This is a genomic window from Nocardia brasiliensis NBRC 14402, from assembly GCF_000308475.2.
GTDB lineage: Bacteria > Actinomycetota > Actinomycetes > Mycobacteriales > Mycobacteriaceae > Nocardia > Nocardia brasiliensis.
In genome coordinates this window covers 80,155-92,915 of record NZ_BAFT02000026.1, presented here as the reverse complement: position 1 = coordinate 92,915, position 12,761 = coordinate 80,155, and the positions used below count along the sequence as shown (strand labels likewise).

General features: G+C 61.3%; 13 protein-coding genes. 6 read left to right on the top strand and 7 right to left on the bottom strand.

What is annotated here, in order from left to right; translation table 11 throughout:
* Positions 1 to 583: 583 nt before the first annotated feature.
* Complete coding sequence (locus tag TY25_RS42460) at positions 584 to 769, top strand: hypothetical protein (protein WP_146154033.1); 186 nt, start codon at positions 584 to 586, stop codon at positions 767 to 769.
* A 106-nt stretch (positions 770 to 875) separates the two neighbouring features.
* On the opposite strand, the gene TY25_RS42455 is transcribed toward TY25_RS42460, so the two are convergent.
* Positions 876 to 1,877, bottom strand: a complete 1,002-nt coding sequence (locus tag TY25_RS42455) for a trypsin-like serine peptidase (protein ID WP_115347034.1) — start codon at positions 1,875 to 1,877, stop codon at positions 876 to 878.
* A 437-nt stretch (positions 1,878 to 2,314) separates the two neighbouring features.
* On the opposite strand from TY25_RS42455, the gene TY25_RS42450 reads away from it, so the two are divergent.
* Entirely contained in the window at positions 2,315 to 2,599 is a 285-nt protein-coding gene (locus TY25_RS42450; RefSeq protein ID WP_146154034.1) for a hypothetical protein, read from the top strand.
* Between the two features lie 276 nt (positions 2,600 to 2,875).
* On the opposite strand, the gene TY25_RS06440 is transcribed toward TY25_RS42450, so the two are convergent.
* Together TY25_RS06440 and TY25_RS06435 are read right to left on the bottom strand one after the other, a co-directional pair.
* A complete protein-coding gene (locus TY25_RS06440; protein ID WP_146154035.1) occupies positions 2,876 to 3,472 on the bottom strand; it encodes a TetR/AcrR family transcriptional regulator in 597 nt (198 codons plus the stop codon).
* A gap of 83 nt (positions 3,473 to 3,555) precedes the next feature.
* Complete coding sequence (locus tag TY25_RS06435) at positions 3,556 to 4,542, bottom strand: imine reductase family protein (protein ID WP_081868709.1); 987 nt, start codon at positions 4,540 to 4,542, stop codon at positions 3,556 to 3,558.
* 519 nt (positions 4,543 to 5,061) lie between these two features.
* On the opposite strand from TY25_RS06435, the gene TY25_RS40370 reads away from it, so the two are divergent.
* Positions 5,062 to 5,400 carry a hypothetical protein gene (locus TY25_RS40370; protein ID WP_052382843.1) on the top strand — a complete coding sequence of 113 codons (339 nt, stop codon included), beginning with the start codon at positions 5,062 to 5,064 and terminating at the stop codon, positions 5,398 to 5,400.
* Between the two features lie 149 nt (positions 5,401 to 5,549).
* Here the strand turns inward: TY25_RS40370 and TY25_RS06425 are convergent, their stop codons facing one another.
* Positions 5,550 to 6,599 (bottom strand): alpha/beta hydrolase, encoded by a 1,050-nt coding sequence (locus tag TY25_RS06425; RefSeq protein WP_226887449.1) that lies wholly within the window; start codon positions 6,597 to 6,599, stop codon positions 5,550 to 5,552.
* Between the two features lie 367 nt (positions 6,600 to 6,966).
* Positions 6,967 to 7,827 (bottom strand): hypothetical protein, encoded by an 861-nt coding sequence (locus TY25_RS40365; protein ID WP_146154036.1) that lies wholly within the window; start codon positions 7,825 to 7,827, stop codon positions 6,967 to 6,969.
* Positions 7,828 to 8,495: 668 nt separating this feature from the next.
* Between TY25_RS40365 and TY25_RS41480 the strand changes: the two genes are divergently transcribed.
* On the top strand, positions 8,496 to 8,777 hold the full coding sequence (locus TY25_RS41480; protein ID WP_042254849.1) for a WhiB family transcriptional regulator: 282 nt from the start codon (positions 8,496 to 8,498) through the stop codon (positions 8,775 to 8,777).
* A gap of 375 nt (positions 8,778 to 9,152) precedes the next feature.
* Here TY25_RS41480 and TY25_RS44420 read toward each other — a convergent pair whose 3' ends face one another.
* Positions 9,153 to 9,281, bottom strand: a complete 129-nt coding sequence (locus TY25_RS44420; protein WP_256656729.1) for a hypothetical protein — start codon at positions 9,279 to 9,281, stop codon at positions 9,153 to 9,155.
* 163 nt (positions 9,282 to 9,444) lie between these two features.
* Positions 9,445 to 10,473 carry an alpha/beta hydrolase gene (locus tag TY25_RS06410; RefSeq protein ID WP_081868714.1) on the bottom strand — a complete coding sequence of 343 codons (1,029 nt, stop codon included), beginning with the start codon at positions 10,471 to 10,473 and terminating at the stop codon, positions 9,445 to 9,447.
* Between the two features lie 657 nt (positions 10,474 to 11,130).
* Here TY25_RS06410 and TY25_RS06405 point away from each other — a divergent pair.
* Together TY25_RS06405 and TY25_RS06400 are read left to right on the top strand one after the other, a co-directional pair.
* Positions 11,131 to 11,868: a hypothetical protein gene (locus TY25_RS06405; RefSeq protein ID WP_042254848.1), complete on the top strand. Its 738-nt coding sequence runs from the start codon at positions 11,131 to 11,133 to the stop codon at positions 11,866 to 11,868.
* A gap of 121 nt (positions 11,869 to 11,989) precedes the next feature.
* A complete protein-coding gene (locus TY25_RS06400; RefSeq protein WP_081868708.1) occupies positions 11,990 to 12,343 on the top strand; it encodes a nuclear transport factor 2 family protein in 354 nt (117 codons plus the stop codon).
* Positions 12,344 to 12,761 lie beyond the last annotated feature (418 nt).

Below are 12,761 nucleotides of genomic sequence, written 5' to 3'. Positions count from 1 at the left end.
AATGAAGGCGCACCGCCCGACCGGAGCGCGTTCAGCTTGGCTCGTATCGAGAGACAATCGTCTCATTTCTGACACAGAATGTTGCGTTACCGTGGGATCCAGTGGCGCGGATCGAGCCGCGCACTCACCACGGAAGCAGGTGAACCCGGATGACGTAACTCGCGACGGAGACCCGACCGAACCGCCACCTCGCGAGCGGCAGCCGCTACCGCCGCCGCGACATTCACGCACAAGGAGAACAGCACCGATGCGAACCCGAAGCCTTGCGGCAATGACGCTCATGGCAGCCGCGGCCACCACCTTGACCTACACGACCGCGCAGGCCGCACCAGAGCAGCCCAGTCGGACCGCTCACAGCATCACCCTCGATTCGAACCAGACAACGACCGGCCTCACGACTGGCCCGGGGAATTCGACGGCACATAGGGCCACGGCAGTTGCTGCCGACCGGACTGCCGTCGCGAGCATTCCCGCACGTGCTGCCGAAGGTGACGCGAAGTCCGCCCGTGCCCATGACATCAGCGGTCAGGCCCAGAACGCACGGGTCAGTACTGTGGCCGGGTCTTCCCAGCTCGGTGGACTGATGGGCGCAGGATCCGGCTCGATCGTGGGCGGAGCGGCGGGCGCTTTGCTCGGCAGCGCACTGACCGTCGCCACAGGCGGAGCCCTGTTCCCCTTGCTCCCGCTGGCTGCGGGTGCAGGCCTCGCTCTCGGAGCGGGCATCGGCGCGCTTCTCGGTGGCCCCTGGGGATACGTGCTGTCCAGTTGATGCCGAAGCGGCGATTGAACCATCCATGATGGTCACCGCCGAGTGGTCAACCGGTGGTGCCGCCGTGATGTTGGGGCACCACCGGTTTCGGTGTATACGAACCGAATCAGTCGACCGACGCCTTCGGGTCGGCTTCCCCGAGCAGCGCACCGAACGTCGCGGGCCGCAAGCGGGTAACCAAAGTGTCCTTTCCGGAGCGTGATTCCTGATGCTCCCCATGGGTGACCGCGACGACTATCTGCGTCCTTTGCGTCGGGTAATTGTCCGAGCTGTCGATGAATGCGGGACCACCACTCATTCCACCCGCCAGCAGGCAGTCCTTCAGCACATAAGCACCTCTAGCTGCCACAGCCGGACCGCTGCATGCGTACTGATGTGTACCGTTGTACTTTCCGGTGCCGGGATAGCCGAGAGAGGTCAAGCGAAGGCCTTGCTCGGCCTTCTCCGCGATTCGATATCTGACACCCGCAATCTTTTCGCCCAATCGGCGACCGTCTGAATCCTTGTGTACGGTCAAGACAGCGACATCAAGATCCGGGTCGTAGGGTGCGGGGCCGGCCTCGACCATCTGCGTGGGAATCAGGGCGCGTTCGATCACCCATCTCCCGAAGGGCTCCTGCTGCACACCCGCCGGGCGATTCGGTCGAGCATCGTAGCCTGGTATGAACATCAGGTTCTTGACCCAGACGAGTCTCTGCGGCCGCGCGGGATCGCCGGGATTGTCGGCGTAAGTCGCGATGCAGTGCGCCGCGGTGACAAGTACATTTCCTGCGGGGGTGTTCAACAGTGACGCAGTACAGTGACTGGGGCCTTCTGGGGTATCGAAGACGAGCAGACCCGTCGCTCGCGCACGGAAAGTGTCCTCGAAACTCACACCCGGTTTGAATTGCGTGGTGACAGTATTTTCCACAACGCCATGCGTGGAGCCGACGTCTCGAATCTTTCGAGCGACTTCGATTTTCTCCTCAGTCCAGAAGTTCAACACCTGCTGTCGATCCTGAACACCCGACCGGTTCCCCCTGACGTCATCGAAGCCAGGGCCGGGCGCAGCGTGCGCAAGCAGTGACGGCATGCTCACCGCCAGCACAGCAAAAGCACAGGCTGCCATGAGCGCTCCAGGACGCCAGTTCGTAAGCAATTCTTCTCCTCCTCGACTCGATTCGGGCACATCTCGATGGAGCCTAAAGTAAGAAACTGGACGGTCTTGTATGGCGTGGCCAACGGACCCGCACGAACTCCAGTGCGCAGCGGCCGCCCCCCGGTGCCGGTCCCGACATCCGTCGCAAGTCTGATACAGATCCAGTCCGGCCCCAAAGGTGATGTTCTATCGCTACCAGGCGCTAGACCGCGATATGACACAGATTACGTTGCAGATCTGCACATATCCGTGGCATATTTGAATCATACCTGCGGAAGCGTGCTTCGCCAAGCGGAGAGCGCTTACGGATGCAGTCCTGCCCCATCAGCGTGGCGAGGGGAAAGCCTCCAAGCGCCACAGGACGATGCCCGCCGCACTCATACCCCATGACAGGAAAGGAATAATCCATGAGACGTAAAGCCATCGTATTGTCTGGCGTGTCAGCTTTGGCGACTTTGATCGTCGCAGCTCCACTGGCCACGGCGAAGCCCGTCAGCAACAAGGTCTACATCGGCGGCATGTCCTACTCAGGCTCGGGCCTTTGCCGGACTCCCATCGTGACGGGACTGAAGAAGGTGGAGAACGACACCACAAGAACCGTGCGGGTCTACAAAGAGAAGAATTGTAAAGGAATGTCTCGGTCCGTTTCACCCGGCCAAACCACCTTCACTACCGTAGGTTCCTTCAGGTAGATTCACTCGGCGAGGTAGCCGTCCCTGAAAACTGCCCGGCATCGTGGGGTGGCCATGGCACCCGCTTTCGCGACACCTTGGGCGTCGGCCCGCGATCCTTATATCGAAGCCCCGCCAAAGATTGCCCCCGCTTGGTTGAGCGGGGGCAACACCGGTCCTGGACTATCACAAACCAGAACATCGCAAATGCAGTTCGCTGTGTCACCTGCCCATGAAGCTCGGCGGCTGACACACGCTGGGAGCGAATCGTGTGTTACGCGGAGGCGGCATGGCCCCTCAACGAGCCAGCAAGAATGTCAAAAGGTAGGCGAGGTCTGCCGCATCGAGGAGGCGCGATGCCTCGCCGGCGTCCGCCAGCATCGGCAACCGTATGCCGTCCAAGCTCGCGGCAAGTATTCGCGCGCCCTGGACCGGATTCGGTGCTCCCGCGTCCGACAGCAGACCGGACAGCAAATCCACTATCGCTTGCTCCCACGCCCGACAGACTCCCGCGAGCTCAGGTTGGCGGCTGATTTCCAGGTAGATGCCGAACATCGGCACCGCCCAACTCGCCGGATCATAGATGAGGTCTACCAACCAGTCCGCGAAATCTTCGGCGCTCATGGTCAACAGGTTCCGGTCTGCCCGCAGCTCGTCCATCACACGACCTGTCGCGGCTACGTCACGTGCCATCGCTTCAGCGCACACCGCCTGGACTAGTTCATCCCGGGAGGGGAAGTGGTAAGTCACCGACGCGATCGATACGCCGGCGGCATCTGCGACGGCACGGATGGTGAGGGTGGCGAGCCCACGGCGAATGATGCCGAGAGCCGCCTCCATCACCAGCTCATAGCGTTGGCGACCGCGTTGGCGTCGACCGTCCTCGCGTTCCACCAACTACCTTCCGAATCCATCGCCCGCTGGGCATATGCCCGACCGCAGCGATGCTCCGTCGGATCGACCCGCACCCGGCCTCTTCACCGCGTACGGAATTGTTCTATCAGGCTCGCGTAACCGTCGTCTGCCCGACCGGCCGCCATGGCGGCCTCAGCCATCTGCTGCAAATGCGCCGGAAGTGAGGCGGAGACATTGCGCAACTCCCCCTCCTGAACAACGTGACGAATGCTGTTCAGGTGAAAGGAGACCTCGCCGTGCGTCGGCGGATAAGCCTTCGAATCGATGTCGGCTGCGAAGTCGTCGATCACCGGCGGCAGCGAGGCAATCCAGCCGGTAGCAAGCGGCGCGAAAGTGGCGGCATCGACACCGATGCTGCTCAACATTGCTTGTGCGTGCAGATAGCCGTGCAAGGTGCCCCACATCACCGTCAGCAGAGCGAGGTTGTAAACCGACGCAGCCGCGGGGTCGGAACCCAGATAGCTGCTCTGGCCGGCCAGACTCACCAGAGTGTCCCGGTACGCGTCGAATACCGCTCGAGACCCACCGCTGAACAGAATCAACGCCTCCGCACGCGTGCCCCCGGTGTCGAACTCGTGCGGAGATGCCAACACTGCTGCGTTGAGGTATTCCAACCCACGCTGGGAGGCCAGCGCGGCCGCGTCGCCGGCGTCGGCCGAGGTGCCGGAGACGATATCTATCACGCAGCCCGGCGCTCGCTGGTGTCCAGGCGCACAGAGGATTTCCCGGACCTTGTCGTAGTCGAGCACGGACAACACGATGATTCCCCCCGCGGCGAGGGCGTCGTCGACAGTTGCCGCTCGTTTGACACCGGTCACCTCGGCAGCCCCGTCCGCATCGTCCCACACGGTCACTTCGTGTCCCAGGTCGCCGAACGCTCGCGCGATAGCGATTCCTACCGCATCCAAGCCCAGCACGGTGACTGGCATTTTGGTCTCTGGACTCATGATTCTCCTGTCATTGGACGTAAGGTTTCGGCCTTCGAAGATCGCCCCGGCAGTCACACCGACACCGAGCAGTCCGCAAAGCGCCGTTCTCCGACTGAGCATCACCGCTCCTTGTCGCCGACCGACCCAACTAACAATACAAGTGTACGTATTTATTTCCCAGCAGTGTGGCGGACCGCACTACACGACCAGGCCGACAGAGATCGGAGACCCCCTTCCGAGCGCGCGAGCTACATCCCCGAGCCCGCCGCAATCCAACGCCGAGCCTGGTCGCATCCTCGGACGGCGTGGTCACCGTCTCAAAATCGGCACCTAGCCACTCCTACATACGACAGTCCGTCACGAGTCCGCAACAAGCAGCTGTGCAAAAATGGGCTTTGAACTGCGAATATGCCGCTATGAACAGTCATGTATCGCGCAGATCACGTTGCTCATATGCAACACATTGTGGTGTATTTGAATCAGAGCTCCGCTCCACCTCGTGTGCGGACTCTTGGCCAGATGTACGACGTGGCCAGCCGAAAAGCTGCTCCGGCTCACAGGGCCTGAGCAGAAGACCGCCCAAGGAGCTGCAACTCGCAGGCGGTCAGGAACAATTCCCTTCACACTAAGGATACAACTATGAGGAAGATCCTCGCCAGCACGCTGATCGGCGCGACGATGACCACCGGTGTCGTGGCAGGAGCCGCCACAGCCTTCGCGAGCCCGAACAGCCTTGCCACCCCGGATACTGCGGCGGTCGGTCAGCACGCCCAGCCTGTCGGTGATTTCATGCAGGCCCCCACTCCCGAGCTGCACGACCGGCGCACCCTTTTCGCCATTGTCGGCGCGTTGCTCGGCGGCGCGACCGGCTCGGCAGTCGGCGGCCCCGTCATCGCCATTCCCGGCGCCGGGCTGGGCGCATTGACCGGCTGGGGTATCGGCGCCGGTACCGAACCGTCCGCGGCCGCGCACCGATAGCTTCTCCGTCCACGAGTTATCCAGCATCCCTTCGAAGGCACAAACAGGCCTCCGAGGGTGGTGAAGGGAAGTGTTGCCGGGCCGGTGATCCCGGCCCGGCAACACGCCCCGACCCCACGGCGACGGCCTCTTACCGTTTATTTCGGGTGTCAGTGCGAAATACCGAGCCCGGCTGCGAGCGTCGGCCAAGACTTCTTGAAAGCGTCCTGCCAATAGCCCCATGAGTGAGTGCCATCAGGGTCGAGATCGGTAACAGCAGGGATCGCGAGCTGTTCGAGACGGTCGCTCAGATTCCGCGTACACCAGGCTGTGATCGCTTCCAGGCTCGTACCGATAGTGAGTTGCCGCAGCGGACCGTCCGGGCCGTCGCTCCCGACAAAATCGTCGCCTGGAAAATCGTACTGACCAGGCGCACCGTTGCCCGAGGAAATGAACAGTCCGGTACCTCGAAGCAGTTCAGCATGCAGTAGCGGATCGTTCTCGGCCCACATCTCGTCACCCTCTGGGCCATACATATTCAGCGTGTTGCTTCGCCCGTAGCCGTCGACGACGGTCCGGACGAAGTTGTAGCCGATCGGGTCACTGATCTGAGCGCACGCGCTGTAGGACGCCACGGCGCTGTAGAGGCCCGGTCGTGCAGTCGCCAGCTGCAGAACCGAAGTGCCAGACATGGAGATCCCGGCCGCTGCGTTCTTTCCAGTCACACTGAAGATATCGCTCAGTAGCGCCGGCGCTTCGTCGAGAAAGAACGTCCTCCATTTGTTCACTCCCAGTACCGGATCGGGAGCGCGCCAGTCCGTGTAGTAAGAGAAATTTCCGCCGACGGGCTGAACTACGTTGACGTGCGCATCGGCCAGGAAGTCCAGAATATCGGTCTTATCGGTCCAGGTATTCGTACGATCGCCGCTGTCCGATCCATTGAAGAGATACAGTACTGGCGCAGGGGTAGCCGTGTCGGCGGGCCGCTGCACATCGAGGACCACTTCACTGTCCATCGCAGCGGAATAGATCCGCAGGCGAATGTGGCGATCATGCAGCACAGTGGCGTCCACGATGCTGGACCCGTCCGCGGCCCGCGCCGCGAACAGCGTGTCAGCGTCGGGCAAAACGCCGGCTCCGCCCTGAGCCTTCGCGATACCTGCAATCGGGCCATTCAGCACCATGCCGGTAGCGAGTACGGCAATCACAAGCGATGCCAAGGCCGTCCGAGATCGTTCGCTGCACAACATCTTTCAACCCTTTCGGCATCCAGAAGTCCAGCTCTGCCACTTTTATCCACGCCGGCCCCGGGGTTTCGACACTGCTCACTGCACCGAGCGGCATCGTTCAACGACCCGCCTATTGTCCCCTGAAGCTACCCGACGGCCCCCTCGGCAACAAATCTTTTTATCGAGGACCGATCTCCATTGAATTCGACGTGCGATCCACGAACCGCGGATGACTTTCTACAATAAATCGAAACTCGCCGTACCGCGAACTCAGCTCGACATGACAACGGGGCCGAGCTGAGTCGCCGCACGGGCGGACGTCCAGGCCGCGGACGTAGCCTCCTGCCGAGATACCCACTCAGAACGGCAGCACCTGGAACAGCTGCTGCACCGGTGGACGGACCACTTGCTGCACGGGTTCCGGCAGCTGGCTCAAGAGTTGCTCCACGTGCGCGGGCAGCGGCTTCTGAACTGGCGGGACGGCAGGGCCCGCCGGCGGGCGCGGAGCGCGCCGACTCTGGGCCGACTGCTCATTTTCGGCCTTCGTGCGGCCGAAGCGATCGACGCCGAATTTGTTATAGCCGTCGCGGTTGAAGCCACCCCGATCGTATCCGAATCGATCGAAGCCTTTACGATCGAAGCCGCGCCCATCGCGCCCGAATCGATCGAAGCCTTTACGATCGAAGCCGCGCCAATCGCGCCCGAATCGATCGAAGCCGTCGCGATCGTAACCTCTGCTATCAAAACCACGCCCATCGCGCCCGAATCGATCGAAGCCTTTACGATCGAAGCCTCGCCAATCGCGCCCGAATCGGTCGTAGCCGTCGCGATCGTAACCGCTGCGATCGAAACCGTTACGGTCGCGCCCGAACGCGTCGTAACCATTCTTACCGAAACGATCTTTCCTGGGTTCATCGATCCCACCCAACTTCGGCGCATCACCCTTCGGCCGCTCCCGGTCCGGCTTGGGGATCTCCTTCTCGCGGGTTGGTCCAGTCTTCGGAGTCGGATCCTTCTTGGGATCCCGATCAGTCTTCGGACTCGGATCTTTTTTAGGCGCGGTAGTCACCCCAGGAGAGGATTCACTTGACGTACCGGCGGTCGGCGCGGCGTGTGCGGGAGTGGCCGGGATCGCCATTATGGCAGGACCGATGGCAACGGCCGCTGCCAGCGTTGCCGCGGCGATCTTTCCACGCGTCTTCCTATTCTCGAGTTGCATGCAATCTCCTTCCTTCTACTGCGCCGGAGCGCGGCGCAACTCAAGGAAAACAGATCTACCTTAGACGGCCCTGAGGAGTTTCGATAAAACAGCAGAAGTCTGTATCACACAGCCTGGGCAGCGAGATATGTCGGACGACATTTCAGGGTTGAAACCTTCTACCTGACAACAAGTCCGGCCATTTGGGAAGCGCTGAAAGTCGCGCATCTGCTAAATGTCGTGAGGAAAATCACAAGCTTTGCATCCACGAAATACAATAGGACTACCATCCGATGTCTCGAGGTCGCGGGGCACCCCTCCGGCGCACGAATGCGACTAATCAAGTAGGCGGGCGAGTACCCGCACCGACATACGGCGAGAGTCGCCTCCCCCACCCCCTCAAAGGTTCTACGATACAGCAACACGATGTTGCACATGTACATCGCACTTACCCCGACTCCACCGCATAACTGCCGGAATCGATAGCCCTGCCAGGAGCCAGTGGACATATGCTGTTGCATTATCGGTTCACTATGAACTATCCTTGACTCACTCCGAGGACCGCGATCCCGTAGGCACCGTGCGTCCGAGACAGGCCGCCGAGATCGACTCCGACAGCTACTTTTTTGTCAGACGGTATTCGACCTGACGCAAGGCCGCCTTTCCCCTTCAGACAGAAGGACCACGCAATGTTCACACAACGCCTCTGCGAAGGTGAAGATCCGGAGATCTTCTTCCCAGACGGAAGAGGAAATCGGGACGAGCGCGTAGAAGTTGCCCAAGCAATATGCCGAAAATGCCCTGCGCTTCGGATCTGTGCGGCTGATGCGCTTCGCCTCGGCATCACGCACGGCATTGTCGCATCCGTCGACCTGGGATACCTTTCGGATCGAGTGGATCGCTCGCGGCAAAGCCAATTAGAAGCAATCGCCGCAGGCTACGTGCCACGCGGCGTCCGCAAATCCGGCTGATCGATCCTCAGGCAGCTCCTCGGCACATAGATATCGCAACAGGCCAAACGACGTTGTCCCACCCGGCAGCCCGGCCGGATGGGACAACGCGTCCTTCAGTACAGCAGCCGAACTACCCTCAGGACGGCATAGCGCTCAGCGGAATCGCAGCGAGCGCCGCAGAGCCCACGCTACCCAACAACGGAAGCCCGATCATGGATCCCAGACTACCCATCAGAATCTCCTTCATTCGAGCTCAATGCCACCACAGCAGTGCCGGAAATGAGCGTTCTATTCGAAATGCAACAGAAGTTGCGATTATCACGGGAAACACCGGCAGAGTGCCGAAAGTACGGCCCGATTCCAATCGTGCGGGAACCTACTCGTGAAGATTGCTCAGAAGAGCGTGCCCAGCGCGAGCGCCGAACCGAGCGGGACCAAACTGGCCAGCATGCCTGCCCCTACGGATCCCAATGCGCTACCGACCAGCGGCAGAGAGGCCAGTGCTGCGAGGCTACCTATCATTTTTTCTCCTCCATTCGAGCTCGATTCGACGATGTCCTACAGGTTCGAATCGAGCGCATTCAAATTGGCAACATAGTTGCGACTATCTAAAATTAAATGACGAATACATTGGACGTCGAGCACTCCGACGCTGCCGGAATATCCCCTTCAGCCCGCCGACGAATCACCTGGGCACACCGAGACCTGCGGCGAGTACCGGCCAGGACTCCTTGAACATGTCCTGCCAGTAACCCCAGGAGTGTGAACCGCTCCTATCCACGTCATAGGTCGCCGATATACCGAGGCTCTCGAGACGGTTGCGGAACTTGATGGTGCTTTTATGGACTTCCGTCTCGATCAGTCCGCCCACAATGATCTGATTACTGAGGGCTATCGGTCCGGGAGCGATCAAATGGGGATCGCCGAGCTGGTCGTGAATTCCCGGCATGCCGGTTCCCGCAGATATGAATATGTGCTTTCCACGCAATTTCTCCGCCTGCACACACGGATCATTGGCCGCCCACCCCGGGCTGCCGGGGGGGCCGTACATGTTGGTCACGTCACCTCCGCCCGCACTGACTACCGTCTCGACCAGCGAACGCCCGACTGGATCGCTGATCCCGGGCGCCCCGCTGTACGCCGCGACCGACTTATAGAGATCGGGCCGAGCGGTGGCCAGCTGGAGCACCGAGGTTGCCGCCATCGACAGACCCGCGATCGCGTTGACCCCGCTGCCGCGGAACTGATCATCGACAAGCGGCGGCAGCTCTTCAGTCAGAAAAGTGCGCCATTTGTTGACACCGAGTACCGGGTCAGGCCGGTCCCAGTCCGTGTAGTAGGAAAATTTTCCACCGACCGGCTGGACGACGTTCACGTGACGCCTCGCAAGAAAATCCAGCACATCGGTCTGCCGCTGCCAAGTCGCAGCATCTTCTCCTCCGCCACCGCCATTCAGCAGGTAGAGCGTAGGAGCTTTGCCAGGGGCCGGGGAGTGCTGCACCTCGACAGGAATGTTTCGATTCATCGCCGCGGAGTACACGGTCACCCGGAAGTTCCGGCCATTATCCGAAGCCACGTCTACGATTCGCGAGCCGTTGGCAGACTGCAATTGGGAGACACCGACTCCACCGCCGCCTGCGATCGGGGCCTCCGCGGCGAGAGCAAGCCCACCGCCGGTCAACGACACAAGCACGGCCGCCGTGCCCGAGACCAACACCTTGCGTACACCCTGCCCCGAGCTCGCCCCGCGGGGAATTTCGTATCTCACTGCGTCTTCACATTCCTTGCATTCCAGGCAGATCGCCGCTGCCGTGTCATCGGGACCGGCAGCAGGCTCGACGAGGTGCAACCGCGCCGAAATCGACCCGCAGCAGGCGAGATAATTGCGCCTGATCTACAACAGACTGTTCCATATTCGAAACACAAGGTCAAGACGGCAGCGGGTGACCATGGACACTCAACCCAACAAAGGACACCTCACACATCGCTTCTAGCAGCACATTTGCCTAACTCGCCGCGCTCCGCGATCTCGTCGCATACCCGAAACGACACCATGATGGACATCCACCCGCCACGAAGGCCGAGATTCCCCACGCTCGAATGATGCTGCGTTCGACACATCATGTTGCATTATCGGGATGAGCTTCGGCATACTGTTGCGGCTGGATCGGACAGATGACCCTCACCACCCTCGACGTGCTGGTCGTCTGACCATAACGATCGACATCCGAGCCGAGAGGCATGCGGACCAGTCGAGGATTTGTCCATCACCGGATGCGGGCATCGAGCGCTGGGACGCCGCCGCTGTGACGAAAGGGCTGGCAACGTGAGTGCGGGTCTCACAATCTATTTGGGCTGCTGCCTCATCGCAGTGGCAACGATCGCGCTGCGGTCGACCCGCTGGCGGTCGCTTCCGCAATCGCGGCCCTTCACCGTCGCATTGACGCTACTTCTGATCGGTGCTGCCTTGCGGCATCCGGCCCTGCTGGCCGCCGAGTGTCTGCAGACGACCCATACCGCCGATATCCATCTGGCGAACTTCACCGACTTGCTCGGCGATCTTCTGCTCGCGGCCGCAGCCGGATACATCGGCAGTGTGGTCCTGCAAGCGTGGGGTCTGAGCCGGGTGCGGCCCTGGCTCCTATACGGCATCATCGCGACAGCCCTGGCCATGACCATCCTGTGGGCTATCTCGAACGCGCCGCGCACCCCGACCAAATATGTCGGCGATCTCGGCGGGCCCGCGTTGATCTACACCTATGTCGCCGCCACTACCCTCCTGACAGCCAACTGCGCTGTACTCGTCTCAATCCTCGTGGTCCGCGCCGATCGTAGAATCCGCCTCGCACTGATGCCGCTCGCCACGGCAGCGCTCATCGGCATGGTCGACAATCTGCTGCGAATCGCTACCCATGGCGTCGGGGGTGTGTTCCTCACTTTGCGGGACCGATTGGACGCTCCCCTTTCGGCTGCGATGATCCTGCTGTACTCGGTGTCCGGCCTCATCGGTTACGTCATGACCGCCCACCTGACAGGACCGACGGGTTATCCGATCCGTCGAAGCAATCACTGCATCAACGAGCAATTCGATCACGTACGAAACGAATAGCGGCGAGCCGCGGTCATCGACGCGGCTCCGTACGTTGCCTCCAGAAATCTCGGCGCACTGCCCCGACGCCGAGCGTCGGCTTCTTCAACGATCGTCTCCCCTCGATGCCAAGGAGCACACGATGTCACCGCAGACAGTGTTTGCCACTTACCGCACCGCACTCGTGACCAACGATCTCTCCCCCTTCGCCGACACCCTTGCCGCGGATGTCATCGGCTACGAACTCGACGACAACCTGCTCGCAGGCAAATACCGCGGCCGACAGGAAGTACTCGCGATGATTCGCCGCAAACATGCCAAAACCGCCGGACAGTATTACGAGATCGACTCTGTGGTCAGCGGGAGCCTCCTCGCGGCATTGACCGCCACCGGAGCTCCTGACCCCGAAAACCATCCCGAACGTCACATCGACATTTTCCGTATCCACGACGGTGCGATCGTCGAAGCGTGGATGGACTGGGATCCCCACCGATAACCCGGCCACGAGGGTCGGCGGGAGGCCGCAGACCTTGCCCTGTCACGACAGAACGCCGGCCTGAGTTCGAGGCTGCGGCGGCCCGGCCGATTGTGTGCGCCGCCCGCGCGATTCGACGCCTCGTGCCGCGCGGCAGCGCCGCCACTGCCCGGGACCTCCGTCACGCCTGTTTCGAACAGCCATATGTGACAGAACATCCCAGGGCATCGCCCGTACACCCATGCCCGTCCCGGCCCGGTAGGTGGGCGACACGGTAACGGCGACGACTCGCGGGTTGCCGCACATACGCCTCGATCGGCACCGTTCACACTCGCTCGTCGTGTCTGTGACGATCCAGGTCGCATCTCGATCGAACTGCTCAGTACAGATACCCCGCAGAGGTTCGCGGGACGTCCAAGCCTGGACTCATCGTGTCCGC

What these genes read in the sequence shown, in the direction of transcription:
- TY25_RS42460 (WP_146154033.1), top strand. Translation starts at nt 584, where the DNA reads ATGGGCGCAGGATCCGGCTCGATCGTGGGCGGAGCGGCGGGCGCTTTG.
- TY25_RS42455 (WP_115347034.1), bottom strand. Translation starts at nt 1,877, where the DNA reads ATGGCAGCCTGTGCTTTTGCTGTGCTGGCGGTGAGCATGCCGTCACTG.
- TY25_RS42450 (WP_146154034.1), top strand. Translation starts at nt 2,315, where the DNA reads ATGAGACGTAAAGCCATCGTATTGTCTGGCGTGTCAGCTTTGGCGACT.
- TY25_RS06435 (WP_081868709.1), bottom strand. Translation starts at nt 4,542, where the DNA reads ATGCTCAGTCGGAGAACGGCGCTTTGCGGACTGCTCGGTGTCGGTGTG.
- TY25_RS40370 (WP_052382843.1), top strand. Translation starts at nt 5,062, where the DNA reads ATGAGGAAGATCCTCGCCAGCACGCTGATCGGCGCGACGATGACCACC.
- TY25_RS40365 (WP_146154036.1), bottom strand. Translation starts at nt 7,827, where the DNA reads ATGCAACTCGAGAATAGGAAGACGCGTGGAAAGATCGCCGCGGCAACG.
- TY25_RS41480 (WP_042254849.1), top strand. Translation starts at nt 8,496, where the DNA reads ATGTTCACACAACGCCTCTGCGAAGGTGAAGATCCGGAGATCTTCTTC.
- TY25_RS44420 (WP_256656729.1), bottom strand. Translation starts at nt 9,281, where the DNA reads ATGATAGGTAGCCTCGCAGCACTGGCCTCTCTGCCGCTGGTCGGTAGC.
- TY25_RS06400 (WP_081868708.1), top strand. Translation starts at nt 11,990, where the DNA reads ATGTCACCGCAGACAGTGTTTGCCACTTACCGCACCGCACTCGTGACC.